Below are 26,748 nucleotides of genomic sequence, written 5' to 3' on the forward strand. Positions count from 1 at the left end.
GGTGACGGTCGAGAGTATGGGTGTCTGCTATCTACCTGCGGACATCGCGCGGACGGCCTCCTCGGCTTGGTCAATAAGGCTGAGGGTGCGGGTTGCCTGCCCGATACCATGGACCCTTTGGTAGATGCTCAGCGCCTCGCTGGCCTCTCCGGTGTCAACGAGCGCCGCCGCCAGGCGCAGGAGGTAGGGACCGGTCCAGGCGGCGCCGGCCGCCTCTGGCGACATCCCGGACAGTCCCAACCGCAGATATTCGATCGCCTGCGCATTCCAGCCGAGGAGGCGGTAGGCGAGGCCGCGCTGCATGGTCAGGTAGGCAGTCGAGTGGAAGTAGATCCATGGTGGCTCGCGGTCGGGTGCCTGGCGGGCCGCCGCCACCAACTCCGCAGCCTGATCGAGCAGGGCGGTCACGAAGTCCGCCTCGCCGAGCAGCGCATGCCCACGAGCCTGTTGCTGGATGGCAATGGCACGTATGCCAGGGCTGGCCGGCTGTCGTGCCGCTGCCGCAGAAAGCCCGATCATCGGATGCGAACGCCGCTCCGACCAGGCGAGATGTCCTCGCATGCTGAGCGCCGTGGCGATCATGTCCGGATTGCCCGCCTCAGTTCCCCACTCCAGGGCCGTGCCGTACCAACGGTTGGCGAGCCGACGTCGGTCACTGGCGGCGTACAGCCACCCACCGAACTGCGCCCACTGTGCGGCGAGGTCAACCACATTCGGTCGCAGCGCCGAGGTGGCCTCCGAGACGAGCGTGGTGACCATGTCCAGTTGAGTGCGCATCGTTGGCAGCAGCGGTGCGGAGCCGAGGGTGTCTTCCAGACGACGATACGCGGCGAGCAGATCGGTCAAAGTGTGCAGGGCCGCAGGGTCGACACGGCGGGGATGCTGGGCGACGTAGGCCAAGCTTTCCGGGTCGCTTGGCGCGGGAGTTGGGTGCAGCATGCCGGACAGAATGCCGCCGGTGTCGAGCGCATCGTCGAGTCGCGCGGCCAGGTCTACTGTTGGCCGGCGTCGACCCGTCTCCAGATCGTGCAGGTGCCCTCGACTGGACAGGACGAGCGGTGCGAGTTGCCGTAGCGACAGGCCCGCCAGCACACGGAGCCTACGCAGTTCCCCACCGAACCGGCCATCCGCGATGGCTGCCATGTCGACACCCCCGAACGCGAGGATCCGCAGCTCTCACCTCGGAGCCGCCACTTCGGACCGTACACCCGCGCAGTCACCGAGTAGCTCGTCCCAGCAGCATTGTCGAACGGGCACGTTGGCATCGCTCGACGGTGGATGGAGCAGGTGCGGGGTGGGGCTACTCTTCCGGGCATGGCGGTGAGCTACGGCGATGCGGCGGCGTGGGCCGGTGTCGTATCGTCTGTCGTCTTCTCCACGACGGCACTTGCGGTGTCGGTACGGTCGCTGCGGCACGCCCAGCGCGCCGCTGATGCCGCCGAGCGGCAGGCTGTCGCCGCCGAACTGGCCGTGCCGCCGGCTCCGCCGCCGGTGTCCTGGCAGGCCGAGCTTCCGCGCAGCCGCCGCCCGATGGAGATCGGGACGCCCTACGTGATCCGTAACGTCGGCAACGAACCGGCGACTGGTGTCACGGTACAGTCCCGCGGCTTCAAGATCAGCGAGATCGAGGGGCTGGATGAGGGCGTGGTGCTGCCGGGCGCGTCCTTTGTGGTGGTCCTGATGGAGTGGATCAGCACCGGCTCGCGGACCAACGAGATCCTGCTGCTGTGGGACGGTCAGACGCTGCCGGTCGGCATCGCGTTGCCGCCCCGGCCGCCCGAGCCGCCACCCATCTTCGTCAAGACCAGCCCGATCATTCGCTGACACCACAGGTCAGACAGACATGAGCATGTCTCCCTGACCTGACGCTTCCCACGCATGGTGCGTCTCGCTCGTCGGTGCGGTCTCCCGCCGACGAGCGAGACCAACTCCTGTGCTCAGCGGTCGAGCAGTGCGGCGGGCGACGGTCCGCGCGGCGTCGAGACCCGGGTGAGGCGGGTGGCGACGATGGTGCTGGCCAGGACGGAGACGGCGGCGACCGGGCCGATCCAGGCCGGGCCGAGGCCGACCGCGAGCACCGTGCCGCCGAGCGCGGCGCCGAGGGCTCCGGCGGCACCGGCGACCGAGATGTTGACGGCGGCGACCAGGCCGGTGGCGGCGGTGTCGACCTGACCCATCAGCCAGGTCTGGACCAGCGGCACGACCAGGAACGCCGCCGCACCCAGCAGGGCGAGCCCGGCCAGCGCCAGCGGGGCGACCGGCAGCAGTAGCGGCTGCGCCAGCAGGATCGCGGTCAGCGCGCCGACGGCGAGGGGCAGCCGTCGGGTGATCGCGTCGGGGCGTACCCGGCCGGCGAGCAGGTTGCCGGCGATGGTGCCGAGGCCGTAGAGGACCAGGCCGACGCTGACCCAGCCGGGGCTCAGCCCGGTGACGGTGCGCAGCATCGGAGCGACGTAGGTGAAGGCGGCCACGAAACCGGTGAGCGCCAGCAGGGTGACGCCGAGTCCCGCGTAGATGCCGGGGCGCAGCAGCGCGCCGACGCTGTCCCGGACGCCGGCCGGCGGTGGGTTGGGGATCCGGGGGCAGAAGACGAGCACGCCGAGCAGCCCCAGCGCGGCCAGGCCGGCCACGGCCACGAAGGTGGCAGGCCAGCCGTACGCCTCGCCGATCAGGCTGCCCAGCGGCAGGCCGAGCACGGTGGCCAGGGCGAATCCGCCGAACAGCCGGGCCACCGCGACGGTCTGCCGCTCCGGCGGCACCGAGGCCATGGCCACCTGCGAGGCCACCGCCATGAACAGCGCCTGGGCCAGCGCCGAGCCCAGCCGGGCCGACAACAGCATCGGGTACGAGGTGGCCATGGCGCTGGCCACCGCGGACACCGTCGCCAGCGCCATGGTGCCGGCGAGCAGTTCCCGGCGCGGCAGCCGGCGGGTCAGCACGGTGGCGACCGGGCCGCCCACCGTCACCACGATCATGTACGCGGTGACCAGCTGCCCGGCGGCGGCAACGGAGACGTCCAGGTCGGTGGCGACCTGGGGGAGCAGGCCGACAAGCACGAACTCGGCAGTGGCCACGGCGAACGAGCAGACGAAGAGCACATAGATGATCACAGACGGACGCTAAAGCCTGACATCGACGTTAGAGTCAAGCGATGCGGATCGGTGAGTTGAGCGCGCGGACCGGCGCGTCGGTGCGGATGCTGCGCTACTACGAGGAGCAGGGCCTGCTGACGCCGATTCGTACCGACTCGGGCTACCGGACGTACCAGGAGTCCGACGTCGACCGGGTGGCCCGGATCCGGTGCATGCTGTCCGCCGCGCTGCCCTCCGGCGTGGTCGGGCAGGCGCTGCGATTCCTGCTGGACGGCCGGGCTGCGATACCCGACGAGCCGGCTGACCGTGCCCGCCTGGCCGACACCCTTCAGGTGGAGTTGGACCTGCTGACCGAGAAGATCGAGTCGCTGCGGTCCAGCCACGATCTGCTCGCCACCATCCTCGCCGACGTACGCGGTGACGTGGTGGGGCCCGGCCATCCCGGTGACCCGGGCGGCGGGGTGGCCCGCCGGTCGGTGCGCAAGGCGGGCCCGGCGGTCGGTCTGGCCCGCTGAGCTGCCGCTCAGGCCGGCTGGTCACCCTGGCCGGCGAGCGGTCAGCCGGCGCGGTCCCCGCTCGGTGGCGTGGGCAGCCGCAGCCCGTGCATCCCGCCATCCACGGCGAGCACGCTGCCGGTGGTCGACCCGGATAGCGGACTGGCCAGGTACGCGACGGCGGCGGCCACCTCCTGTGGGGTGGTGAGGCGGCCTGTGGGCTGGCGGGCCCGCAACGCGGCAAGTGCCGCCGCCGGGTCGTCGGCGGCGTCGAGCAGCCGACGTACCCACGGCGTGTCCGCCGTGCCCGGGTTGACGCAGTTGACCCGGATGCCAACGGTCACGTAGTCGGCGGCCATCGCCAGGGTGAGCGCCTGCACCGCGCCCTTGCTGGCGCTGTAGAGGGCCCGCTGGGGCAGCCCGAGCCAGGCCGCGATGGACCCGATGTTGACGATCGCGGCGTGCGCGGAGGCACGCAGGTGCGGTAGCGCGGCCCGGGTAACCCGGACGATGCCCACCACGTTGACGTCGAGTACCCGGTGCCAGTCGGCATCGCTGTCGGCCTCGACGGTGCCGACCGCGCCGATGGCGGCATTGTTGACCAGGACGTCGAGGCCGCCGAACGCCTCGTGGGCGGCGGCGACAGCGGCTCGGACCGACGCGTCGTCGGTCACGTCGGCGGCCAGGCCGAGCAACGGCTCGGGCACCTGCTGCGCGTTCAGGTCCAGGCAGGCCACCCGGGCACCACGCTCGGCGAGCAGGGTGGCCGTGGCCAGGCCGATGCCGGAGGCGCCGCCGGTGACCACCGCCGACAACCCGGCGAACTCCCGCGCGTCCGCGCCGGTCATGCCGGTGCCAGCGACTGACGTTGCCGGCCCAGCCCGTCGATCTCCAACTCGACCACGTCCCCGGCGACCAGGTACGGCTTGGGTTCCGGCTGGCCGAGGGCGACACCGGCCGGGGTGCCGGTGTTGATCACGTCGCCGGGGTACAGCACCATGAACTGGCTCAGATAGCGGACGATCTCGGCCACCGGGAAGACCATGTCCTTGGTGCTGCCGTCCTGCCGCAGCACGCCGTTGACCCAGAGTCGCAACCGCAGATCCTGTGGGTCGGCGACCTCGTCGGCGGTCACCAGCCACGGGCCGAGCGGGTTGAACGTCTCGCAGGACTTGCCCTTGTCCCACTGACCACCCCGGTCGAGCTGGAACTCCCGCTCGGAGACGTCGTGGGAGATGGCGTACCCGGCGACGCAGTCCATCGCCGCCTCTACCGACGGCAGGTAGCGGGCCTTGCGGCCGATGACGACGGCCAGTTCGACCTCCCAGTCCGTCCTGGTGCTGCCGCGGGGCACCAGCACCGGGTCATCGGGGCCGACCACCGTGTCGGCAGCCTTCAGGAAGACCACCGGCTCGGCGGGCAGCGCCGCGCCGGTCTCGGCGGCGTGGTCGTGGTAGTTCAGCCCGATGCAGACGATCTTCCCGGGTCGCAGTGGGGGACCGATCCGCAGGCCGGTGGGGTCCATCGGCGACAGGTCGTGCGGGGAGATGCCGGCCAGGCGGGACAGGCCGTCGGCGGCCAGGAAGGCGGGGTCCAGGTCGTCGGTCACGCCGCTGAGGTCACGGAGCTGGCCGGACTCGTCGAGCAGGGCCGGCGTTTCCCGACCCGGCGGGCCAACCCGCAGCAGCTTCACCGTCGCCCCCAGATACCGCGTCACGTACGAGCCGGCAAGACATGTGATGTCTATCAGGTGATCGTGACGTCTCACAAGGCCGTCCGACCCGTGCGGACGGGACCTCGGCCGCTGGTCCGCCGCCCGTCCGCAGGCTGCACTGGAGGCAGGACGGAGAGGAGTGAGGACGATGACCTATCTGATTGTTGTCGGCGTCGATGGTTCGGACGGTGGGCGACGTGCCCTGCGGTGGGCGGTCGGCGAGGCGGCCGAGCGCAACGGCACCGTGCAGGCGGTGACCGCCTGGCGGTGGGACGGCCTGGACGGCGGTGCCATGGTCGCGCCGAACCCGATCGAGGAGGAGGAGCGGGCCACCGCCCTGCTGGCGCGGGAGATCGGCGAGGTCACCCGGGGCACGTCGGCGACACCGGTCTCGGCCGAGGTCGTCGAGGGCCGGCCGGCCGACGTGCTCACCGCCGCCGCCCGTGGCGCCGACCTGCTGGTGCTGGGCAGTCACGGGCACGGCCGGCTGCGGCACACGGTGCTCGGCTCGGTCAGCGAGGAGTGCGTACGCAAGGCGACCTGCCCGGTGGTGGTGATCCCGGTGCCGGTTTCGGCGCCGAGCGGCCCCGCCGTGCCGGCGGTGCCGGCCTGACCGCGACCGACGGGGGTTGCCGGTCTCTGACATGCTCTGGGCCGTGACGACCGGCCACCCCCGTTCCCACCGCCGCGCCCGCCGGACGCGTTTCGGGCTCCTGTTCACCCTCGGTATCGTGATCGCCCTGGCCGTGGCCGCCGTCATCGTGCTGCGCCCGCCGGGCCCCCGCCCGCTGTTCCAGATGCCTGTCACCTGCGGGGAGACCTGGCAGGTCGGCACCTACCCGGGGCACGGCGACTACGACGTGGACTTCTTCCCGCTCTCCGGCGACCCGTGGGGACAACCGGTGCTCGCCTCGTACGAGGGCACCGTCACCGTGGCCGGGATCAACGGGTCGCTTGGTGGTCGTACCCCGGACAACCCGGACGGCCCCCGGGGACGTGGTGGTGGCTACTGGGTGAAGATCGACCACGGCGGCCGGTGGGAGACGCAGTACCTGCACCTGCTGGAGCCGCCGCTCGTGGAGGCCGGCGAGCGGGTCGTCCAGGGTCAGCAGATCGGTCGGATCGGCAGCACCGGCAACTCCGGTGCGCCACACCTGCACTACGAGCAGCGCCGCGGCTGGCAGAAGGTGGAGGCCCACTTCGACGGCGCCCCGTCGGGCATCACCCACGACGACGCGGAGTACACGCTCCGGCTGACCAGCAACAACTGTCCGTAGCGCGGGTGCTGTCGTACCCCTCTGATGGGGTACGGCCATGGGTGTTCTCTATGACTACTTCCGGGTGGTGGACGACGCCGCCGCGATCGGGCTGATGGCGGATCTCGACGGCGGTCCGGTCGTTGTCTCAGGTGGTCGCCCCGGGGTGGACGCGATCGACCTCAAGGGCATCGAGCCGGCCGTGACCCTCGGCAAGCTTGTCGGTTTCGTGCGCGGGTTGGCCTGGTCCACCGACCTGATCGAGCAGCGGCTGATCTGGAGCGGTGGCGACGAGGGGCCATGGTTGATCGCCCTCGACGACGCAACCAGGGACACCCTGGCGTCGATCACCGCCGCCCAGTCGCCCGAGCTGTCGGCGCGCTGGGGGCAGATCGAGGAGCTGGCCTGGGGTGAGCCGCTGCCGCCGGATGAGCTGCTGCCGGTGATCGAGGAGATCAGCGCCCTGGCCCACCGCGCCCAGGCCGCCGGTCACCACCTTTACTGCTGGTGCTGCCTCTGACCGCCCGGGTCACAGCTTGACGGCGAACGTGTCCGCCGGCCGGTCCGTGCCCTGCCGACCGGCGGGTTTGCGGTTAGCGTGGGGCTAGATCGACTGCCGCGGAAGAATCCAGGGGGAGGACCATGTCCAGGACCAGATTCAGGTTGGCCGGCGCGACGATCGCCCTGATGCTCGCCGCCGTGGCGGGATGCAGTGGCGGCGAGGGCGTCGACGTCGACGGCAACGACGCGGCAGGCGCCGGGGGTGTGCTCAACGCCGCGATCGGCGGCGAGCCCGACCAGCTCGACCCGCACAAGACCTCCGCCTACTACAGCTTCCAGGTGCTGGAGAACGTCTTCGACACGCTCGTCGAGCCGGACGCGAACCTGGAGATGAAGCCCGCCCTGGCCACCGGGTGGACCACCAGCGACGACCAGCTGACCTGGACGTTCACCCTCCGCGAGGGGGTGAAGTTCTCCGACGGGTCGCCGCTGACCGCCGAGGACGTCGTCTACTCGTACAACCGGATCATCGACGAGAAGCTGAACAACGCGTACAAGTTCGGCACCGTGAAGTCGATCGAGGCATCCGACCCGAAGACAGTCGTGGTGACGCTCAACGCGCCGACGCCGAACCTGCTGGCCAACCTCGGTGGCTTCAAGGGCGTGGCGATCGTCCAGAAGGCCAACGTGGAATCCGGTGAGATCACCACCAAGCCGGTCGGCAGTGGTCCGTTCGCCGTGGAGAACTACAGCTCCGGCGACAGCATCCGGCTGGTCCGCAACGACAACTACTGGGGCGAGAAGCCCAAGCTGGACGGCGTCCGGTTCACCTTCGTCAGCGACCCCACGGTCGCCCTGCAGAACCTGCGCGGCGGCGAGGTGCACTGGACCGACAACCTGCCACCGCAGCAGGTGCCGGCGCTGCTCGACGGGGACGACCCGACCGTGCGGTCGGTGCCGTCGACCGACTACTGGTATCTCGCGCTGAACCAGGCGCGCAAGCCGTACGACGACGTCAACGTACGCCGGGCGATCGCCTTCGCGCTGGACCGCGAGGCGATCACCAAGGCCGCCAAGTTCGGGCTGGCCACCGTCAACCAGGCGGCCATCCCGCAGAACAGCGCCTTCTACTACGAGTACGCGCCGTACACCCACGACGTGAACCAGGCCCGGCAGCTGCTCGACCAGGCCGGGGTGAGTGGTCTGAGCATGGACCTGATGGTCACCAGCGAGTACCCGGAGACGGTCACCGCCGCCCAGGTCATCGCCTCCCAGTTGGAAGCCGTCGGGATCACCGTCAAGATCCGTACGCTGGACTTCGCGCAGTGGCTCGACGAGCAGGGCGCCGGCAAGTTCGACGCGTTCATGCTCGGCTGGCTGGGCAACATCGACCCGGACGAGTTCTACTACGCCCAGCACCACAGCGACGGCACGTTCAACTTCCACGAGTACGCCAACCCGAACGTGGACCGACTGCTCGACCAGGCCCGGACCGAGACCGACCAGGCCGCCCGCAAGCAGCAGTACGACCAGGTGGCCAAGCAGATCGTGGACGACGCCAGCTACATCTACCTCTACAACCCCGACGTGGCCCAGGGCTGGTCGAAGCAGGTGAGCGGTTACGAGGTACGCACGGACCGGGCGATCCGGTTCCGCGACGTGGCCCTCGCCCGGTGACCGGGCGGGGGACCTCTGGTGGCCCGCTTCGTCATCCGTCGGCTGTTGCAGTCGGCAGTCGTGCTGCTCGGCGTGACAGTCGTGGTGTTCCTGCTGCTCCAACTGGTGCCGGGTGACCCCGTCCGGGTCGCCCTCGGCACCCGCTTCGACCCGCAGACGTACGAGGCGCTGCGGGCCCGGGCCGGGCTGGACCAGCCGCTTGTGGTGCAGTATTTCGACTACCTGCGGCGGGCACTGACCGGCGACCTCGGGGTCAGCTTCCGCAGTGGACGGCCGGTCACCGCGATCGTGCTGGAGCGGCTGCCGGCGACGCTGTCGCTGGCGGTCACCGCAGTGGTGTTCGCGATGCTTATCGCGTTTCCGCTGGGGATCGTCTCGGCCATCCGCAGCGGCTCGCTCGTCGACCACGCGGCCCGGGTGTTCAGTCAGTTCGGTGTCTCGGTACCGGACTTCTGGATGGGGATCATGGGCATCCTGCTCTTCTCCGGAGTGCTCGGTTGGCTGCCACCGTCGGGGTACGTCGCGCTCACCGAGGACCCGGGCCGGTGGGCGTCCCACGTGGCGCTGCCCGCCGCCACTGTCGGCCTGGTCACCGCCTCGATCCTCACCCGGTTCATCCGCTCGTCGATGCTTGAGGTGCTCTCCGAGGACTACGTACGCACCGCCGAGGCGAAGGGTCTACGTACCCGGGTGGTGGTGTTGCGGCATGTGCTGCGCAACGCCCTGATCCCGGTGGTGACAGTGGTGGCGGTGCAGTTGGCCAGCCTGCTCGGCGGGGTGATCGTGATCGAGGTGCTGTTCGCCTGGCCCGGCATCGGGCGGCTCACCTACGACGCCGTGGCGGCCCGGGACTATCCGGTCCTGCAGGGCGCGGTGCTGCTGGTGGCGGCGCTGTTCCTGCTGGTCAATCTGTTGGTCGACGTTCTCTACGCCCGACTCGACCCGAGGATCACTGTCAAATGAGCGAGCAGCAGATCAGCCGCGAGGGACAGGTGCGCCGGGCGCTGTCCGCACTGCGGCGCGACCCGCTGGCGCTGACCGGCACGTTGGTGCTGGCGGTGCTGGTCGTGGTGGGTGTGGGCGGTTCCTGGCTGGCGCCGTCGGGGATCAACGAGGTCGACGTCGACGTGATGCTTCAGCCGCCGAGCTGGGCACACCCGTTCGGCACCGACGAGCTGGGCCGCGACGTGCTCAGCCGGGTCATGGTCGCCGCCCGCGTGTCGTTGCAGGTCGGCCTGGTCAGCGTCGGCATCGCGCTGGTGGTGGGGGTGACCCTCGGGTTGTTCGCCGGCTACTACCGTGGCTGGCTCGACAACGTGCTGATGCGCTGCATGGACGTGCTGTTCGCGTTCCCGGTGCTGCTGCTGGCGGTGGCGATCGTGGCGGTGCTCGGTCCGGGACTGACCACCGCGATGGTGGCGATCGGGGTGGTCTACACACCGATCTTCGCCCGGGTGACCCGGGCCGGCGTGCTCTCGGTACGGGAACAGGTGTTCGTCCGGGCAGCGGTCTCGGTGGGCGCGTCCGACCTGCGGATCATGCGTCGGCACGTGCTGCCGAACATCGCGGCACCGTTGATCGTGCAGACGTCGCTGTCGCTTGCCTTCGCGATCCTCTCCGAGGCGGCGTTGTCCTTCCTCGGCCTCGGCGTCCAGCCACCCGATCCCGCCTGGGGGCGGATGCTGTTCGACGGGCGCGGGTTCGTCACCGAGGCGTGGTGGCTGGGCTTCTTCCCCGGCGCGGCGATCTTCGTCACCGTCCTGGCGTTCAACCTGGTCGGTGACGCGCTGCGGGATGTGCTCGACCCTCGCCAGCTCACCGTCAGCGAAGCCCGGAGGAGCACCGCATGAAGCCGGTACTTGCCGTCGAGGACCTCACCGTCACCATCGGCACCCGGCGTGGGCCCGCGCACGCCGTCGCGGGGGTCGACTGGGCGGTGCGGCCGGGGGAGACGCTGGCGCTCGTCGGCGAGTCCGGCAGCGGCAAGAGCATGAGCGTGCTCGCCGCCACCGGGCTGGCGCCCCGCACGGCGCGGGTGACCGGGCGGGTGCACCTGCACGACACGGAGCTGACCGGGCTGACCGAGGAACGCCGCCGGCGGCTGCGCGGACGACACATCGGGTTCGTCTTCCAGGACCCGATGACCTCGCTCAACCCGGTGCTCACCGTCGGCCGGCAGGTCACCGAGGCCGCCGAGGAACACCTCGCGCTGACCCGGCGGGCCGCCCGGTCCCGCGCCGTCGAGCTGCTGGACCTGGTCGGCATCCCGTCGGCGGGGCAACGGGTGGACGCGTACCCGCACCAGTTTTCCGGCGGCATGCGCCAGCGGGTGGTGATCGCCATGGCGCTGGCCTGTGAACCGGACCTGCTGATCGCCGACGAACCGACCACCGCCCTCGACGTCACCACCCAGGCCCAGATCGTCGAGCTGGTCGCCGACCTGCAACAGCGCCTCGGCACCGCTGTCGTCTGGATCACCCACGACCTCGGTGTGGTGGCCGGCATCGCCGACACCGTGGCGGTCATGTACGGGGGCCGGATCCTCGAACAGGGGCCTGTCGACGCCGTCTTCGGTGCCCCGTCGCACCCGTACACCGGTGCTCTGCTGGCCGCCCGCCCGGACCCGGCGGCCGGCGGCGGAGATCTGGTCACCATCGCCGGTGCGCCGCCCAGCCCGTTGGACCTGCCGGCGGGCTGCGCGTTCTGGCCCCGCTGCCCGGTTCGGGGTGACGCCCGCTGCGAGCACGAACTGCCGCCGCTGGTGCCGGTCTCGGCCGGGCACCAGGTCCGCACCTTCTACCCGAAGCCGAGCGACGGGGAGCGCCGATGAGCGAGCGTCAACGAGCCGATCATCAGCTCAACGCGGCCGTGCCGGCCGACGGCGCGCACGCTGCGGTGCCCAAGCAGCGGGACCCGGGCGAGGTGGTGGCCGAACTCGACGATCTGGCGGTGTGGTTCCCGACGCCGGCGGGTGTCGTGCGGGCCGTCGACGGGGTGTCGTTGCGGGTACGGCGGGGGGAGACGCTGGGGCTTGTCGGCGAATCCGGCAGCGGCAAGTCCACCGCCGGGCTGGCGCTGCTCCGACTTGTGGATCCCACCTCCGGCACGGTCCGGGTGGCCGGCGAGGACGTCACCAGGTGGTCCCGGCGACGGCTGCGGGCGCTGCGTCGGCGGGTGGCCATGGTGTTCCAGGACCCGCAGGCGTCGCTGGATCCCCGGCTCACCATCGGGGCGAGCATCGCCGAGCCGCTCATCGTGCATCGGCTCACCGACGGGGGTGCCGCCCGTCGCCGCCGGGTCGACGAACTGCTCGACATGGTCGGCCTGCGTGGCGAACTGGCCGACCGGCATCCCCACGAGCTTTCCGGCGGCCAGCGGCAGCGGGTCGGTATCGCCCGTGCCCTGGCCGGTGAGCCGGACCTGATCGTGCTCGACGAACCGATCGCCTCGCTCGACCTGAGCGTGCAGGCGCAGATCATGAACCTGCTGCGCCGCCTGCAACGGGACCTGGGCCTGACCTACCTCTTCATCGCTCACGACCTGGCCGCCGTGGAGCACATGAGCGACCGGATGGCGGTGATGTACCTGGGGCGGATCGTGGAGACCGGCACCCCGGCCCAGATCTGGCGCGATCCGGCCCACCCGTACACTGCCGCGCTGCTGTCCGCGGTGCCGGTCGCCGACCCGCAGGCCGAGCGGGACCGCCGCCGGATCATCCTCAGTGGTGACATCCCCAGCCCGGTGGATCCCCCGGGTGGCTGCCGGTTCCGGACCCGCTGCCCGCAGGCCCGGCCGGAGTGCGCCGAGACCGACCCGGTGCTGGCCGAGGTCGACCCCGATCACCGCGCGGCGTGCCTGTTCGCCGGGGAGGCCGTCCGAGCGATGCGCTCGCGGTGAACCCGTCGACCCGCCGACCGCGCGGGTCAGGGTGTCCGCAGCGGCCGGAACGCGGCGCGTACCTCGGCTGAGAAGAGCTCCGGCTCCTCCCAGGCCGCGAAATGGCCGCCCCTGTCGACCTCGTTGAAGTACGCGACGCCGGGATAGACCGCCTCGACCCAGCTGCGCGGCGCTGCCCAGATCTCGTCGGGGAACACAGTGAAGCCGACCGGGACCTTGACCGGTGGCGGAGGCTTGCCGGACGCGTCGGCGGCCGCCTGGAAGCGCCCGGACTCCCAGTACCACCGGGCGGACGAGGCGCCGGTTCCGGTCAGCCAGTACAGCGTGATGTTGTCGACGATGGTGTCCCGGGTGAGCCCGCCCACCGGATCGCCGTCGACGAAGGCGCGGGCGGCCTTGTAGTAGCTGTCCGTGTCATGGTCCAGCATCCAGGCCGCCAGCCCGACTGGGGAATCGAGCAGCGCGTACCCGATGGTCTGTGGTCGGGTGGCCTGTTCCAGGAAATAGCCGAAGCCGTCGGTGCTGAATGTGGTGAGCGCGTCGTGCGCCGCGCGTTCCGGCGTGGACTTCGCCGGCAGTTGATCCTTGAGACCGATGGCCGCGGCGAGCAGGTTGAGGTGGATGCCGACCAGTCCGTCGGGTGCCTGGCGGCCCATCGCGTCCGTGACGGAGGAGCCCACGTCGCCGCCCTGAGCGACATAGCGGGAGTAGCCGAGGCGGTCCATCAGCTGCGCCCAGGCCCGTGCGATCCGGTTGGAGTCCCACCCCAGCTCGGTCGGCTCGCCGGAGAAGCCGTAACCGGGAAGGGACGGGAGCACCAGGTGGAAGGCGTCCTCGGCCGCAGCGCCGTGCGCCGTCGGGTCGGTGAGCGGGCCGACCACCCCGAGCAGTTCGACCACCGAGCCGGGCCAACCGTGCGTCATGATCAGGGGCAGCGCGTTCTCGTGCGGGGAACGCACGTGGATGAAGTGGATCTCGACGCCGTCGATCTCCGTGGTGTACTGCGGCAGGGCGTTGAGCCTCGCCTCGCAGGCCCGCCAGTCGTGCTCGCTGGTCCAGAACCTGGCGAGTTCCTGGACCGTCGCCAGTTGCACGCCCTGCGAGCGGTCGGTGACCAGCTCCCTGGTGGGCCAACGGGTCGCCGTGATCCGGCGGTGCATGTCCGCTATCGCCTCGTCCGGGGTGTCGAGACGGAAGGAACGGATCCCGTTGCCGTTTGACATGTCCACCACCTGTCGGGTCAGCCAGCCCACCGGGCGCCAGTCGAGCCGGTACCCGTTCATCCTCACATCGGCCCGGCGGTCGGGGACCGGAATGCCCGCTTTCGCGGTGGGCCCGGTTGTCTGGAGCGGCGGCGGCAGTCCGAGTCTCTGATCCGGCTGCCGTGCCGCGTCGTCGGAGGTGCCTTGACGGTTGCCGCCCACGCCCTGTCCACTATCCCTACATGTTCTATCGGAAATGACGGGGACGGGGGTGTGGTCGTGCACATCTCGGCGCGGTCGGACTACGCCGTGCGGGCCATGCTGGCGGTGGCGCAGCATCACCCGGGGGTGGTGAAGGCGGCGGTCCTGGCGGCCAGCCAGGACATCCCGTACCCCTTCCTGCAGGGCATCCTGCTCGACCTCCGGCGCGCCGGGTTGTTGCACAGCCTGCGTGGCACCGACGGCGGGTACGCGCTGACCCGGGCGCCGGCCGAGATCGCGGTAGGGGACGTGCTGCGAGCCACCACGGGCGCGCTGACCACGGTTCGGGGCGCGCCAGCCGAGGTGGCGGCGTACCACGGTGTGGCCACCGGCCTGGGCGAGGTGTGGCGGTCGGTGCACCGGGCCATCGAGGGGGTGGTCGACCGCACCAGCCTGGCCGACCTGCTCGATCGGGAGTGCCGGGGAAAGCGGGGCGTGGCCGATCGCGGTCCCGGTGCGGCGTGACGGCGACCCGCCGGTCAGGTGTCGCCACCGAGGCTTGAAAACCTGTCGAGTTAGTGGGATATTCGGTGCGCGGTCGGTGTTTGGCGATCGCCGCACGCCGCGCGGATCGATGTCGAGTGCGACGGCGTTCGTTTCTGCGGGCATGCCGGGCATCGAGGCCCGATGCGTGATCCGTGTTCGTGCTGTCGTCCCTTGTGGCGGCTTCATGCTGGGCAAATTACCTATTTAACCAGTCGAATTAATATGGTGCGGCGCACTGGAGGAGGACGGGTTCGCAGATGAGGCACCGGATCAGAGCAGTGAGCGCCCTGGCCGCGGTCGTCGGCCTGGCCCTGGCGGGTTGCGGTGGCGGGGACGCCGCCGGCAGCTCCACCACGTTGAGCATCGTCGGTTTCGCGGTACCCGAGGCGGCGAACAAGGCCATCGCCGCGGAATGGAACAAGACCGAGGCGGGCAAGGGGGTCCGCTTCCGTACGTCGTACGGTGCCTCCGGCGACCAGAGCCGGGCCGTCGTCTCCGGGCTGGAGGCCGACTACGTCCACTTCTCGGTCAGCAGTGACGTGACCCGGCTGGTCGAGGCCGGCCTGGTCGAGGAGAGCTGGGACGACGGGCCGAACAAGGGCATCGTCTCCTCCTCGGTCGTGGTCCTCGCGGTACGCAAGGGCAACCCGAAGAACATCCAGGGCTGGGATGACCTGATCAAGCCGGGGATCGGCATCGTCACGCCGAACCCCGCCTCGTCGGGCGCCGCCCGCTGGAACGCCCTCGCCGCCTGGGGCCACATCGCCGCCAACGGCGGCACCGACGCCCAGGCCGAGGAGTACCTCACCAAGCTGTTCGCCAACGTGGTGTCGCTGCCCAACAGCGGCCGGGACGCCACGACCACCTTCCTCGGCGGCACCGGCGACGTCCTGCTGGCCTACGAGAACGAGACGATCCTGGCCCGGCAGAACGGGGAGGAACTGGACTGGGTGCTGCCCGCCACCACCATCCTGATCCAGAACCCGGGCGCGATCCTGAAAGACGCCGACCCCAAGGCGAAGGAGTGGCTGGACTTCGTGCTCGGTGCGCAGGGCCAGCGGCAGTTCGCGCTCACCGGCTTCCGCCCGATCATCGACGGTGTCGACACCAGCGGCATCGAGGGGGCGATCGACCCGAACGATCCGTTCCCCGCACCGCAGAAGCTGCTCACCGTCGACAAGGACTTCGAGAGCTGGTCGGCGTTGTCGGAGAAGTTCTTCGACGAGAACGACGGCATCGTCACCACTGTCATCGCGGCCTCCGGGAAGGCGACGTGACCTCGACGACTCTGGTTCCGGACCGGCCGGCGGGCGACCGCCGGCCGGCCCGGGCCGGTCTGCCGTTGACCCGGGTCTCCGGCCTGGGCCTCGGCGTCGCCATGGTGTGGTTCAGCCTGCTGGTGCTGATTCCGCTCGCCGCAGTGGTGGTGACCGCCTCCGAGGGCGGGTGGGGCGGGTTCTGGCGGGCGGTCACCAACGACCAGACCGCCGCCACGCTCCGGCTGACGGTGGGGACCGCGCTGCTCGTCACGCTCGTCAACGTCGTCATGGGTACCCTGATCGCCTGGGTGCTGGTGCGGGACCGGTTCGTCGGCAAGCGGGCGCTCGAAGTCCTCATCGACGTGCCGTTCGCGCTGCCGACGATCGTCGCCGGCCTGGTGCTGCTGTCGCTGTACGGTCCGGACAGCCCGCTCGGTGTCAACATCGCCAACACCCGGATCGCGGTGTTCCTCGCCTTCCTCTTCGTCACCCTGCCGTTCATCGTGCGGACCGTGCAGCCCGTGCTGGCCGAGCTGGATCCGGAGGCCGAGGAGGCGGCGGCGTCGCTGGGCGCGAGCCGGTTCGCCACGTTCCGGCGGATCATCCTGCCCAGCCTCACCCCTGCCATCGCGGCCGGCGCGGCGCTCTCCTTCGCCCGCGCGGTCGGCGAGTACGGCTCGCTGGTCCTGCTCTCCGGCAACCTGCCGATGCGTACCGAGGTGGCCTCGGTGCGGATCCTCAGCAGCATCGAGAACGACAACCCGGAAAGCGCGGCAGCGGTCGCGGTGGTGCTGCTGGCCGTCTCGCTCGCCGTCATCGTGCTTCTCGACGTCATCCAGCGGAGGGTGATGCGCCGTGGCTGACAGCTCGATTGCCGCCCGTACCCCTGTCGGTCGCCGTCCCGGTCGGCACGTCCTGCGCGCCGTGGTGGTGGCGTACCTGTTCTTCCTGGTGGCCTGGCCGTTGTATCTGGTGGGGCGCAACGCTTTCGCCGACGGGATCAGCAGTTTCCAGGACATCCTCACCGACCCCGACGTGACGCACGCGCTGCGACTCACAGTGGTGATCGCGGTGGTCGCCGTGGTCATCAACACCGTGTTCGGGGTCGGCATCTCGCTGCTGCTGGTCCGCTACGACTTCCCCGGCAAACGGGCCCTCAACGCCCTGCTCGACATGCCGTTGTCGGTCTCGCCGATCGTTGTCGGGCTCGCGCTGATCCTGGTCTACGGCGGGCGGGACGGCTGGTTCGGCCCGACCCTGGAGGCCGCCGGTTTCCAGATCATCTTCGCGGTGCCGGGCATGGTGATGGCCACCGTGTTCGTCGCCCTGCCGTTGGTCATCCGGGAGGTCGTGCCGGTGCTCCAGGAGGTGGGCGACGAGCAGGAGCAGGCCGCCCGCAGCCTCGGCGCCAACGCCTGGCAGACCTTCCGCCGGATCACGCTGCCGTCCATCAAGTGGGGCGTGATCTACGGCGTCGTGCTCAGCCTCGCCCGCTCGCTCGGCGAGTTCGGCGCGGTAAAGGTGGTCTCCGGCAACGTGCTCGGTGACACCCGTACGGCCACCCTCGTGGTGGAGGAGAAGTACCTCAACTTCGACAAGGGCGGGGCGTACGCCACCGCCTTCCTCCTCGCCCTCGTCGCGGTGGCCTGCATCATCGTCGTATCCGTCCTCAGGCCGAAGGAAGAGCGTTGAGCATCGAGATCTCCCACGTCGGCAAGCGATTCGCCGACTTCGTCGCACTCGACGACGTGTCGGTGAGCATCCCGGCCGGTCGGCTCACGGCGTTGCTCGGCCCCTCCGGTGGCGGCAAGTCCACCCTGCTGCGGATCATCGCGGGCCTGGAACGCGCCGACACCGGGCGGGTCGAGATCGACGGCGTGGACGCCACCGCGCTGCCCCCGCAGCAGCGCAACGTCGGTTTCGTGTTCCAGCACTACGCCGCCTTCAAACACCTGTCGGTACGCCGCAACGTGGCCTTCGGGTTGGAGATCCGCAAACGTCCCACGGAGGAGATCCGACGTCGGGTCGACGAACTGCTCGCCCTGGTCCATCTGGAACAGTTCGGCGACCGGCTGCCCACGCAGCTCTCCGGTGGGCAGCGGCAGCGGATGGCGCTCGCCCGGGCGCTGGCCGTGGAGCCGACGGTGCTGCTGCTCGACGAGCCGTTCGGCGCCCTCGACGCGAAGGTCCGCAAGGAGTTGCGGGACTGGCTGCGCCGGCTGCACGACGAGGTGCACGTGACCACCGTCTTCGTCACGCACGACCAGGAGGAGGCCCTGGAGGTCGCCGACGAGATCGTGGTGATCAACGAGGGGAGGGTGGAACAGATCGGGTCACCCGACGACCTCTACGACCGCCCGGCGAACGAGTTCGTCATGCGGTTCCTGGGCCCGGTCACCCAACTCGGCGACCAGCTCGTCCGACCGCATGACCTGCGACTCGCTGTCGACCCGGCCGACGGCGTGCCCGGCCGGGTCAGCCGGATCACCCGGATCGGCTTCGAGATCCGGGTCGAGGTCACCACCGCCGACGGTCAGTCGGTCACGGTGACCCTCACCCGCAACGAGTTCCTCGCCCTCAACATCGAGACCGGCACCGACGTACGACTCCGCATCGCCCCTGACACGCCCACCACCCAGCTCTCCACCCACGCCCCCACTCTCCGGACCGCCCTGACCCCCACCCACTGACACCCCGCGCCCCACCCACCGTTGATCAAGAAGTTTGCGTCGCCTCCCGGCGCAGGTCCGACGCAAACTTCTTGATCACCGCCAGCGGGTGGGTGGGAGTGCGGGAATCGCGCTCTGGCGAAGGGAGTGGTGCCTAGCATCCTTGCTGGGGCGCGGGTCGCGGTGGGTTCGAACGACGGGAAGGGTCTTTGGCAGGTGCGCCGTGGGTGGCGGGTGGGGCGGCCGGTGCCGGGGCGTGGGGTACGTGCGGTCACGCCGTTCGAGATCTTCTTCGACCTGGTCTTCGTCTTCACCCTCACCCGCATCGTCGCGTTCATGGGGAAGCCACCGGATCCGGTGGCGATGGGCCGCGGCCTGCTGTTGCTGATGCTGCTCTGGTTCGCCTGGTCGGGGTATCTCTGGCTGGGTAACCAGACCCGCGTCGACAGGCCGCCGGTACGCCTCCTGGTGCTGGCCGCGATGGCCGGGTTCTTCGTCGCCGCCCTGGTCATGCCGAACGCCTGGGCCGACGCCCCGGGTCTGGACGGGCCGCTGCTGCTGGCCCTGGCGTACGTGCTACTGCGCGCGGTCCATCTGGCGCTCTACTACTGGGCGGGCGAGCCGATGCTGCGGGTGCGGATCCGGCGTTTCGCCGTGGCGAGCGTGCTGGCCTGGCTGCCGCTGCTGGCTGGCGCCGTGCTCGGCGGCGGGGCGCAGACCTGGCTGTGGGCGCTGGCCTTCCTGATCGAGATCGGCGGGCAGCGGGGCGTGGTGCAGAGTCGCCTGGGCGGGTGGCCGGTACGCAGTCCCGAATACTTCGCCGAACGCCACGGACTCGTCCTGATCATCGCGCTGGGGGAGTCGTTCCTCGCGGCAGGGGTGGGGGTCGGCACCATGGTCACCAAGGTTCCGGTGCTCGCCGGCGCGGTGATCGGGTTCATCCTGATCGCATGTCTGTGGTCGATCCACTTCGACCGGGTCGGTCCGCTCGCCGAGCAGGCGCTGTTGCGGGCCACAGGTGAGCGGCGGGACCGGGTCGCCGCTGACGCCTACTCGCTCGGGCATCTGCCGCTGATCGCCGGGGTGCTCTACACGGCGCTCGGCTTCGAGGACGTGCTGGCGCTGATCTCCGCCGCCGACACGTCAGGCGGGGAGCCCCTGGAGTGGCCCGGGGTGGTGGCGCTCTACGGAGGCACCGCCCTCTACCTGCTGGGCACCCTGCTGGTGCGATACCTGTCCGGCCGGGGCGCCCGCAGGAGCCACCTGGTCATCGCCGTCGTACCGCTGCTCCTGCTGCCGGTCGGCCGGGCGCTGCCGGCCCTGGTCGCCATCGGCGTGCTCGCCACCTACCTGGTCGGCGTGGTCCTGCTGCCGTTCGCGCGGGGCGGGCAACGGCCGGCGTCCGCACCGACCGACAGGTGAGCCGCCAGCCGGACGCCCGCGTGCCGGGACCGCCCGGGTCGGCGGGCGTCGCCGGCAGCTCACCTACCGACGGGTGCCGGGTGCCGGGCGACGAGGCCGAGCGTGGGGTCGTAGCGGACCGGGACCGGGTCGCTGAGTTCCCCGACGAACTCGCCGTCGTCGTGCTCGACGAAGCCGATCAGGGACCAGCCGTCACCGTCGGGGACAAGGCGCGGGGCGTACAGGTGCGGTTGGACGACCGGCCGGGCGGCGGCGATGGCCCACGGGCCGCGCACCGTGGGCCCGGTGGCGACCCAGAGCCGCGACCCGGACTCCTGCCCGGCGGCGAAGGCGTTCGTGCAGAACAGCAGCAGTGGCTGCCCGTCGACGACGGCGACCTGCGGCACCTCCAGGTGGCCGAATCCGGCCGGCGCGGAGAGCGGCGGCTGAACAGTCCAGTTCACCAGGTCGGGAGAGGTCGCGTGGCCGACGACGCCGCGGGCGTCAGCCGGCCCCTGGTGGGCGCGGGCGGTGATCAGCATGTGCCAACCGTCGCCGTCGGGGTCCGGGAAGACCCACGGGTCGCGCCAGGCCTGCTCGTACCACATCTCGCGGTCGAGCAGTTCGTACCAGGTCGGGTCGGCTTCCAACAGCGGTGCGTCGCCGTGCCGGTGCCAGCTGACCAGGTCGTCGGAGACGGCCAGACCGATCCGCTGGACCAGGCCGTCCTCGGCCCGACCGACACCTGTGTAGAAGAGGTACCACCGGCCGTCCGGCCCGCGCACCGTGCAGCCGGTCCAGGTGGCCAGGTCGTCCCAGGCGGGCGCGTCGGCAGGCACCAGGGCGTCGGCGCGCAGCTGCCAGGAGCGCAGGTCGGTGGAGACCGCGTGGCCGATCGAGGCGCGCCGGTGGCGACGGTGCGGGTCGAGCAGGGCCCGGGAGGCGCGCAGGAAGAACGCGTGCCAATGACCGTTGTCGTCCTGGGCGTACCAGCTGTCCCACACCCAGTGGTCGGGCAGTCGAAGCATGGCCGGAAACGTACCAGTGAATCGGTTTAGCGACTACCGCGGGTGCTACCCGCCCGGCTAAGGGGACGGGTTGCTCAGTCGGCGGGCGTGGCCACGGACCGCCGCCGCCGCAGCGGCATCGGGACGAACGACGCGCCGCCGTCGCCGCCGTCGAGCAGTACCTCCACCGCGCGGCGGCCCATCTGCTCGTGCGGCAGCGCCGCCGTGGACAGCCCCGGCCGCAGCCACGCGGCGATCGGGTCGTCGTCGAAGGAGATCACCGAAAGGTCGTCAGGAATGGTCAGGCCGGCCTCGCCGAGAGCCTGGTACGCGCCGAAGGCCAGCCGGTCGTTCATGCAGATCACCGCGCTGGGGCGGGTCGGGCGGTCCAGCAGCGTACGCATGGCGGCGTAGCCGTGCTCCGGCAGCCACTCGGGGCAGAAGCCCTCGGTGAGCAGTGCGACACCGGCGGCGGCGAGGGTGCGTCGGATGCCGCGCAGCCGGGCGTCGGCGGCCAGCGAGATCTCCGGATCGCGCTCCTTCTGCCGGTTGCGACCGATCAGGGCGATCCGGTCGCGGTGGCCCTGGGCGAGCAGCGTCTCGGCGACCATCGCGCCGGCGCCCTCGTCGTCGGGCAGGACGCAGGGCAACGGCTCCGGACTTGTGGCGTTGAGCAGCACCACCGAGCCGCCGAGGATGGCCGGGGGCACCGCCAGCCGGCGGGTTGCCATGGCCGCGTAGATCACGCCGTCGACCTGGCGGTCGAGGATCGCCTCGATGGCGTACCGCTCGAACGTCGCGTCGCCCTGTGTCTCGGTGATCAGCAGGACGTGGTCACGCTCGCGGGCGGCGTCCAGCGCGCCCCGGATGAGGCCACCGGCGAAACGGGTGGTGGCGACGATGTCGGAGACGAACGCGATGGTGGCGGTCTTGCGGGTGCGCAGGCTGCGAGCGGCCACGTTGGGGCGGTAGCCGAGTTCCTCGGCGGCCGCGAAGACCCGCTGGTGCGCCTCGGCGGAGAGCCGGGTGCCCTCGCGTCCGTTCAGCACCATCGACGCGGCGGTCTTGGACAGACCGGCCCGTCGCGCGACGTCGGCAAGTGTCGCTCTCTCGCGGCCCATTGAGTCCTCCGATCACGGCGGGTCCGTCCCGACGCCGCCGTTGTCCCATCATGATGGGTCGAGTCGCGTCCGTGGTCACCGGCGGTCTGCCCGGCCTGCGTACGAGACTGGTGAACCATCTGTTTCCAGACCGTTGCGAACTCGTCCTTGACAGTCCCCGATGACGCGCGCATGCTCTGCTAAATCAGTTTAGCGACGTGGTTTCGCCTCTGCGGTGGACGCCTTCGCGTCTTCCGACGTCATATTGGGTACCGCGGGCCGCGAGCCGGGTTCGGCACGCGACGTGCGACACGTGGTGGCCGGCGGGCTGGGCTCGTGGCGGTCGCCACGGACGACCGTCAACCGGCTCGGCGCGCGGATGAGTCAAGGAGCATGAGGTGCCGGAGTTCTCGACGAGATTCACCCGACGCCGGTTGGCACTGCTGGTGCCACTACTGGGCGTCAGCCTGGCCATCACGGCCTGTAGCGCACCGGGTTCGGAGCAGACCCCCTCGGGGGACTCCGACTCCCCGGTGAGTACCGAGTTGGGTACCGACCCGATCACCCTGGAAATGTACGCCGAAACCGGCTTCCCGCTGGCCAAGGCGCTCGCGGACGAGTTCACCAAGCAGCACCCGAACGTCAAGTTCAACGTCCGCGAGGACCAGTTCACCGTGATCACGGAGAACGCGCCCCGGGTGCTCGCCTCGGACAACGCGCCCGACATCATCCGGCTGCCCACCATGGTCGACCTGGTCAAGGACGGGCTGCTGAAGAACCTCGACCCGTACTTCGACGCGTACGGCTGGGACAAGTTCCCCGCCTCGTCGCTGATCCAGCTGCGCCTGTCCGACGGCGGGGCGGTGCGGGGCAGTGGCTCGCTGTACGGCATGGGCCTGGGCTACAGCGTGACAGGTGTCTTCTACAACAAGAAGCAGGCCGAGCAGGTCGGCATGACCCAGCCGCCGGCCACCATCGCCGAGTTCGAGGAGCTGCTGGCCAAGGCGAAGGCGGCCAACCTGCAGCCGATCATGCAGTTCAACAAGAACACCGCGGGCATCAACTTCCCGCACCAGGCGCTGCAGAACCAGTACGGCGACCCGACAGCCATCGCCGACTGGATCTTCCAGAAGCCGGGCGCCACCTTCGACACCCCGGCTGCGCTCAAGGCCACCCAGACCATCCAGAAGTGGGCCGAGGCCGGCTACTTCCCCAAGGACGCGAACGCCATCGACTACACGGCGATGATGGGCGAGTTCCAGAAGGGCAACGGCCTGTTCATGTTCAACGGCGACTGGGAGTCGGGGAACCTGGACAAGAACATGACGGGCGAGGTCGGTTTCTTCCTCTTCCCGGGTGAGACCGCCGAGGCCAAGCGGGTCGCGATGTCCGCACCGAACACGTTCGGCGTGGGTGCCAAGGCGAAGAACCCGGACGCTGCGGCCTTCTTCCTCAACTGGGTGCACACGAACGACAAGGCCCGGGAAATCTCGGTCACCATCGGTGGTTCGCACCCGGGCGGCCCGGCCGACCTGGCCCTGCCGCCGGTGTCGGAGGGCACCGTGCTGGCCGAGACGCTCAAGGCTTCCCAGCAGCTCGGCGCAGACAACGGCGCCGTCGACTTCACCGCGAACGCCACAGGCGGCATCTTCGCCGCGGCCATCACCCCCGAGATGCAGAAGTTGATCGCCGGTCAGCAGACCCCGGAGGGGTACGTGAAGGCGGTCCAGGCCGAATACGAGAAGGAACTGTCCCGATGACGTCTGCCCTCGGCAGCGCCCCGGCCGGGTCGGACACCGCGTCCCGACCCGGCCGGGGGGACACCCGGTCACCCGCGCGGCCCCACCGGAAGCGGTGGGGCCGCACGGTCCGGTGGACCGGGTGGATCTGGGTCCTGCCCGCCCTGATCATGTACGGCGTCTTCGTACTGCGTCCGCTCGTGCTCACCGTGCAGTACTCGCTGTACCACTGGAACGGCATCGGTGCGGCCCGCTGGGCGGGGCTGGACAACTACCTCACGGTCTTCACCGACCGCGACCTGCTGAAGATCATCTCGAACGCGTTCATCCTGATCATCTTCTTCAGCTTCATCCCGGTCCTGCTCGGCCTGCTGGTGGCCAGCCTGGTCCGGCGGATCACCACCGGCCCGGCCGGCACCATGGTCCGGACCGTGCTGTTCCTGCCCCAGGTGATCCCGCTGGTCGCGGCCGGCATCGCCTGGAGCTGGGTGTTCTCCACGAACGGCCTGGTCAACCAGGCGCTGCGGGCCGTCGGGCTGGACGGCATCACCCGCGCCTGGCTCGGCGAGTTCGACACGGCGCTGCCGGCGGTGGGCGTCATCGGCACCTGGGTCATGCTCGGTCTCTGCACGATCCTGCTGATCACCGGGATGAGCAAGATCGACCCGTCGCTCTACGAGGCCGCCCGCATCGACGGCGCCGGCCCGGTGCGGGAGTTCTTCGCGGTGACCCTGCCCAGCCTGCGGCAGGAGATCGGCATCTGCCTGACCGTGACCATCATCGCGGCGCTGGCCAGCTTCGACATCGTCTACATCTCCACGAGCGGTGGTCCGGGCATTCAGACCACAGTGCCCGGTCTGGAGATCTACCGGCTCGCCTTCTCCCAGCGTCAGGTCGGCCTCGCCTCGGCCCTCGCGGTGGTGCTGATGGCGCTGGTGCTGGTGTGCGTACTGCCGATCCAGCGGCTCACCCGGGGAGAGAAGTAATGAACCTGACCACCCGCAGCGAGCGGCTGACCGGACGCATCTTCCTGATCGCACTGGTCGTGGTCACCCTGCTGCCGTTCCTGAGCATGCTGTCGGCGGCCCTGCAACCACGCGGCACCGTGCCCACCGGCCTGGCCTGGCCCACCGATCCGCAGTGGGGGAACTTCGCCGACGCCTTCACCGCCGCCAACATGGGCGCGCTGCTCAAGTCGAGCGCGCTTATCGTGGCCGGGGTGGTGCCGGTCGGCGTGCTCATCGCGACAATGGCCGGATTCGGCCTCGGCCACCTGCGGGTGCCCGGTGGCCACCTCGCCTTCGGGCTGCTGCTGCTCGGCCTCACCCTGCCCTTCGAGACGGTGGTGACCCCGCTGTACTACCAGATGCGAGACCTCGGCCTGCTCAACACCCGCTGGGCGATCGTCCTGCCGCTTATCGGTCTCTACATGCCGTTCGCGGTCTTCTGGATGCGCGCCCACTTCATAAACGTGCCCCGGGAACTGTCCGAGGCGGCGCGGGTGGACGGCAGCAACACCTGGCAGCTGTTCTGGCGGGTCCACGTGCCGCTGGCCCGGCCGGCCATCGCCTCGCTGACCATCCTGCTGTTCCTGTGGACCTGGAACCAGTTCCTGCTCGCCATCGTGCTCGTCGACGACGCGACGAAGCGGACGATGGCCGGCGCCCTCGGTGCCTTCCAGGGGCAGTGGGGCACCGATCTGGTGCTGCTCTGCGCTGGCTCACTGCTCATCCTCACGCCTACCCTCATCGTGTTCCTGATCTTCCAGCGACAGTTCATCAAGGCCCTGCTGCAGGGCTCCGTGAAGGGATAGCGGGTTGACTGACACCCAGATCCACGGTGACGTCGACGAGGGCTTCGGCCGGGTCGCCGACGTGTTCCGGGACAACTTCGCCCACCGTCAGGAGGTGGGCGCCGCAGTCGCCGTCTACCTGCGCGGCCGGAAGGTCGTGGACCTGCACGGTGGGCTGGCCGACGCCCGGTCGGGACGTCAGTGGTCGGCGGACACACCAGCCGTCGTCTTCTCCTGCACCAAGGGGATCATGGCGATCTGCGCGTACCTGCTGGTGCAGGAGGGACGGCTGGACCTCGACGCGCCGGTCACCCGGTACTGGCCGGAGTTCGGCCAGCACGGCAAGGCGGAGATTCCGGTTCGGTGGCTGCTCACCCACCAGTCCGGCCTGCCGGCGCTGGACAAGCCCTTCTCCCGCGAGGAGGTGCTCGCCTGGGACCCGGTGGTCAAGGCGATCGAGGCGCAGGCTCCGCTGTGGAAGCCGGGTACCGCGCACAGCTACCACGCGATCACCTATGGCTGGCTGATCGGCGAGGTGATCCGGCGGATCACCGGCGAGCTGCCCGGTGCCTACGTCGCCCGCGTCCTCGCCGGGCCGCTCGGCCTGCGTACCTGGATCGGACTGCCGGCCGCCGAACGGGACGCCGTCGCCTGGATGCTGGCCCCGATCGGCGAGCCCGTCCCGGCCGGCGACCCGGTCGCCGAGCGCGGCATCACCATGGGTGGTGCCTTCGCCTTTCCCGCCGACGAGGACGGCCTGGTCAGCTTCAACGACCCGGCCATCCAGGCCGCCCAGATCCCGGGCGCGGGCGCGGTGAGCACCGCCGAGAGCCTGGCCCGGCTCTACGCCGCCTGCGTCTCCGAGGTCGGCGGTACGCGGCTGCTCACCCCAGCGTCCGTCGACGACGCCGTCACGGTGCGCGTCAGCGGGCAACAGGTCTACGGGCTCCCCGACGCGGGTCACCGCTGGGGTACCGGCTTCCTGGTGCACTCGGTGCCCCGCCCGATGCTCGGCGAACGCAGCTTCGGCCACGACGGCGCCGGTGGGCATCTGGCCTTCGGCGACGACGCCCACCAGGTCGGCTTCGGCTATGTGGTCAACCAGATGGGCGGCTTCGACGACGAGCGGGCCAACCTGCTCGCCGCAGCGGTCCGGGACTGCCTGGGCGAGGGCTGACCGACAGAGTGGCCCGGCGATGCC

At 70.4% G+C, this 26,748-nt stretch carries 27 protein-coding genes; 20 read left to right on the forward strand and 7 right to left on the reverse strand.

All coding sequences use genetic code 11. From position 1 onward, the window contains the following. Positions 1 to 27 precede the first annotated feature (27 nt). Complete coding sequence (locus tag Van01_RS04890; RefSeq protein ID WP_204000694.1) at positions 28 to 1,143, reverse strand: helix-turn-helix transcriptional regulator; 1,116 nt, start codon at positions 1,141 to 1,143, stop codon at positions 28 to 30. Positions 1,144 to 1,314: 171 nt separating this feature from the next. Here Van01_RS04890 and Van01_RS04895 point away from each other — a divergent pair, with 171 nt between their 5' ends. Further along, positions 1,315 to 1,824: a hypothetical protein gene (locus Van01_RS04895; RefSeq protein WP_204000696.1), complete on the forward strand. Its 510-nt coding sequence runs from the start codon at positions 1,315 to 1,317 to the stop codon at positions 1,822 to 1,824. A gap of 113 nt (positions 1,825 to 1,937) precedes the next feature. Here the strand turns inward: Van01_RS04895 and Van01_RS04900 are convergent, their stop codons facing one another. Continuing rightward, positions 1,938 to 3,110, reverse strand: coding sequence for an MFS transporter (locus Van01_RS04900; RefSeq protein WP_204000699.1), 1,173 nt, complete (start codon positions 3,108 to 3,110; stop codon positions 1,938 to 1,940). A 41-nt stretch (positions 3,111 to 3,151) separates the two neighbouring features. On the opposite strand from Van01_RS04900, the gene Van01_RS04905 reads away from it, so the two are divergent. After that, the gene (locus Van01_RS04905; RefSeq protein WP_204000702.1) at positions 3,152 to 3,607 is read left to right on the forward strand and encodes a MerR family transcriptional regulator; all 456 of its coding nucleotides are present in this window, start codon (positions 3,152 to 3,154) and stop codon (positions 3,605 to 3,607) included. Positions 3,608 to 3,648: 41 nt separating this feature from the next. Here Van01_RS04905 and Van01_RS04910 read toward each other — a convergent pair whose 3' ends face one another. Continuing rightward, positions 3,649 to 4,434, reverse strand: coding sequence for an SDR family NAD(P)-dependent oxidoreductase (locus tag Van01_RS04910; protein WP_204000705.1), 786 nt, complete (start codon positions 4,432 to 4,434; stop codon positions 3,649 to 3,651). Continuing rightward, on the reverse strand, positions 4,431 to 5,303 hold the full coding sequence (locus Van01_RS04915) for a fumarylacetoacetate hydrolase family protein (protein ID WP_275410251.1): 873 nt from the start codon (positions 5,301 to 5,303) through the stop codon (positions 4,431 to 4,433). The genes Van01_RS04910 and Van01_RS04915 overlap by 4 nt, the downstream gene beginning before the upstream one ends. Positions 5,304 to 5,448: 145 nt before the next feature. Between Van01_RS04915 and Van01_RS04920 the strand changes: the two genes are divergently transcribed. From Van01_RS04920 to Van01_RS04955, 8 genes are all read left to right on the forward strand, one after another. Further along, on the forward strand, positions 5,449 to 5,913 hold the full coding sequence (locus Van01_RS04920) for a universal stress protein (RefSeq protein ID WP_099846027.1): 465 nt from the start codon (positions 5,449 to 5,451) through the stop codon (positions 5,911 to 5,913). A 43-nt stretch (positions 5,914 to 5,956) separates the two neighbouring features. Then, a complete protein-coding gene (locus Van01_RS04925; RefSeq protein ID WP_239093463.1) occupies positions 5,957 to 6,577 on the forward strand; it encodes a M23 family metallopeptidase in 621 nt (206 codons plus the stop codon). Between the two features lie 37 nt (positions 6,578 to 6,614). Beyond that, positions 6,615 to 7,076 carry a hypothetical protein gene (locus Van01_RS04930; protein ID WP_204000711.1) on the forward strand — a complete coding sequence of 154 codons (462 nt, stop codon included), beginning with the start codon at positions 6,615 to 6,617 and terminating at the stop codon, positions 7,074 to 7,076. Between the two features lie 122 nt (positions 7,077 to 7,198). Continuing rightward, a complete protein-coding gene (locus Van01_RS04935) occupies positions 7,199 to 8,734 on the forward strand; it encodes an ABC transporter substrate-binding protein (protein WP_204000713.1) in 1,536 nt (511 codons plus the stop codon). An 18-nt stretch (positions 8,735 to 8,752) separates the two neighbouring features. Next, positions 8,753 to 9,697, forward strand: coding sequence for an ABC transporter permease (locus tag Van01_RS04940; RefSeq protein WP_204000716.1), 945 nt, complete (start codon positions 8,753 to 8,755; stop codon positions 9,695 to 9,697). Next, positions 9,694 to 10,584 (forward strand): ABC transporter permease, encoded by an 891-nt coding sequence (locus Van01_RS04945; protein WP_204000719.1) that lies wholly within the window; start codon positions 9,694 to 9,696, stop codon positions 10,582 to 10,584. The genes Van01_RS04940 and Van01_RS04945 overlap by 4 nt, the downstream gene beginning before the upstream one ends. Beyond that, positions 10,581 to 11,564, forward strand: a complete 984-nt coding sequence (locus tag Van01_RS04950; RefSeq protein ID WP_204000722.1) for an ABC transporter ATP-binding protein — start codon at positions 10,581 to 10,583, stop codon at positions 11,562 to 11,564. The genes Van01_RS04945 and Van01_RS04950 overlap by 4 nt, the downstream gene beginning before the upstream one ends. Beyond that, positions 11,561 to 12,631 (forward strand): ABC transporter ATP-binding protein, encoded by a 1,071-nt coding sequence (locus Van01_RS04955; protein ID WP_204000739.1) that lies wholly within the window; start codon positions 11,561 to 11,563, stop codon positions 12,629 to 12,631. The genes Van01_RS04950 and Van01_RS04955 overlap by 4 nt, the downstream gene beginning before the upstream one ends. A 26-nt stretch (positions 12,632 to 12,657) precedes the next feature. Here Van01_RS04955 and Van01_RS04960 read toward each other — a convergent pair whose 3' ends face one another. Continuing rightward, positions 12,658 to 13,854 carry an epoxide hydrolase family protein gene (locus Van01_RS04960; RefSeq protein ID WP_204001930.1) on the reverse strand — a complete coding sequence of 399 codons (1,197 nt, stop codon included), beginning with the start codon at positions 13,852 to 13,854 and terminating at the stop codon, positions 12,658 to 12,660. Between the two features lie 258 nt (positions 13,855 to 14,112). Here Van01_RS04960 and Van01_RS04965 point away from each other — a divergent pair, with 258 nt between their 5' ends. From Van01_RS04965 to Van01_RS04990, 6 genes are all read left to right on the forward strand, one after another. Then, positions 14,113 to 14,559: an RrF2 family transcriptional regulator gene (locus Van01_RS04965; protein WP_204000741.1), complete on the forward strand. Its 447-nt coding sequence runs from the start codon at positions 14,113 to 14,115 to the stop codon at positions 14,557 to 14,559. Between the two features lie 278 nt (positions 14,560 to 14,837). Beyond that, positions 14,838 to 15,857: a sulfate ABC transporter substrate-binding protein gene (locus tag Van01_RS04970; protein WP_204000745.1), complete on the forward strand. Its 1,020-nt coding sequence runs from the start codon at positions 14,838 to 14,840 to the stop codon at positions 15,855 to 15,857. Continuing rightward, positions 15,854 to 16,702 carry a sulfate ABC transporter permease subunit CysT gene (cysT, locus tag Van01_RS04975; RefSeq protein ID WP_204000748.1) on the forward strand — a complete coding sequence of 283 codons (849 nt, stop codon included), beginning with the start codon at positions 15,854 to 15,856 and terminating at the stop codon, positions 16,700 to 16,702. Before Van01_RS04970 ends, cysT begins: the two co-directional genes overlap by 4 nt. Further along, positions 16,695 to 17,531, forward strand: a complete 837-nt coding sequence (locus tag Van01_RS04980; protein ID WP_204000752.1) for a sulfate ABC transporter permease — start codon at positions 16,695 to 16,697, stop codon at positions 17,529 to 17,531. The genes cysT and Van01_RS04980 overlap by 8 nt, the downstream gene beginning before the upstream one ends. Beyond that, the gene (locus Van01_RS04985) at positions 17,528 to 18,529 is read left to right on the forward strand and encodes a sulfate/molybdate ABC transporter ATP-binding protein (protein WP_204000766.1); all 1,002 of its coding nucleotides are present in this window, start codon (positions 17,528 to 17,530) and stop codon (positions 18,527 to 18,529) included. The genes Van01_RS04980 and Van01_RS04985 overlap by 4 nt, the downstream gene beginning before the upstream one ends. 195 nt (positions 18,530 to 18,724) lie before the next feature. Further along, complete coding sequence (locus Van01_RS04990) at positions 18,725 to 19,930, forward strand: low temperature requirement protein A (RefSeq protein ID WP_204000769.1); 1,206 nt, start codon at positions 18,725 to 18,727, stop codon at positions 19,928 to 19,930. 59 nt (positions 19,931 to 19,989) lie between these two features. Here Van01_RS04990 and Van01_RS04995 read toward each other — a convergent pair whose 3' ends face one another. Both Van01_RS04995 and Van01_RS05000 read right to left on the reverse strand, forming a co-directional pair. Next, complete coding sequence (locus Van01_RS04995; RefSeq protein ID WP_204000784.1) at positions 19,990 to 20,937, reverse strand: glycoside hydrolase family 68 protein; 948 nt, start codon at positions 20,935 to 20,937, stop codon at positions 19,990 to 19,992. A gap of 74 nt (positions 20,938 to 21,011) precedes the next feature. Continuing rightward, positions 21,012 to 22,037 carry a LacI family DNA-binding transcriptional regulator gene (locus Van01_RS05000; protein ID WP_204000787.1) on the reverse strand — a complete coding sequence of 342 codons (1,026 nt, stop codon included), beginning with the start codon at positions 22,035 to 22,037 and terminating at the stop codon, positions 21,012 to 21,014. A gap of 377 nt (positions 22,038 to 22,414) precedes the next feature. Between Van01_RS05000 and Van01_RS05005 the strand changes: the two genes are divergently transcribed. From Van01_RS05005 to Van01_RS05020, 4 genes are read left to right on the forward strand one after another with little or no spacing between them, the layout of a single operon-like run. Further along, entirely contained in the window at positions 22,415 to 23,776 is a 1,362-nt protein-coding gene (locus tag Van01_RS05005; RefSeq protein ID WP_204000790.1) for an ABC transporter substrate-binding protein, read from the forward strand. After that, the gene (locus Van01_RS05010) at positions 23,773 to 24,741 is read left to right on the forward strand and encodes a carbohydrate ABC transporter permease (RefSeq protein ID WP_204000841.1); all 969 of its coding nucleotides are present in this window, start codon (positions 23,773 to 23,775) and stop codon (positions 24,739 to 24,741) included. The genes Van01_RS05005 and Van01_RS05010 overlap by 4 nt, the downstream gene beginning before the upstream one ends. Continuing rightward, on the forward strand, positions 24,741 to 25,568 hold the full coding sequence (locus Van01_RS05015) for a carbohydrate ABC transporter permease (protein ID WP_204000844.1): 828 nt from the start codon (positions 24,741 to 24,743) through the stop codon (positions 25,566 to 25,568). Before Van01_RS05010 ends, Van01_RS05015 begins: the two co-directional genes overlap by 1 nt. A 4-nt stretch (positions 25,569 to 25,572) precedes the next feature. Further along, complete coding sequence (locus Van01_RS05020; RefSeq protein WP_204000847.1) at positions 25,573 to 26,724, forward strand: serine hydrolase domain-containing protein; 1,152 nt, start codon at positions 25,573 to 25,575, stop codon at positions 26,722 to 26,724. The last annotated feature ends 24 nt before the right edge of the window (positions 26,725 to 26,748 follow it).

The sequence above is a fragment of the Micromonospora andamanensis genome, from assembly GCF_016863495.1.
Classification (GTDB): domain Bacteria; phylum Actinomycetota; class Actinomycetes; order Mycobacteriales; family Micromonosporaceae; genus Micromonospora; species Micromonospora andamanensis.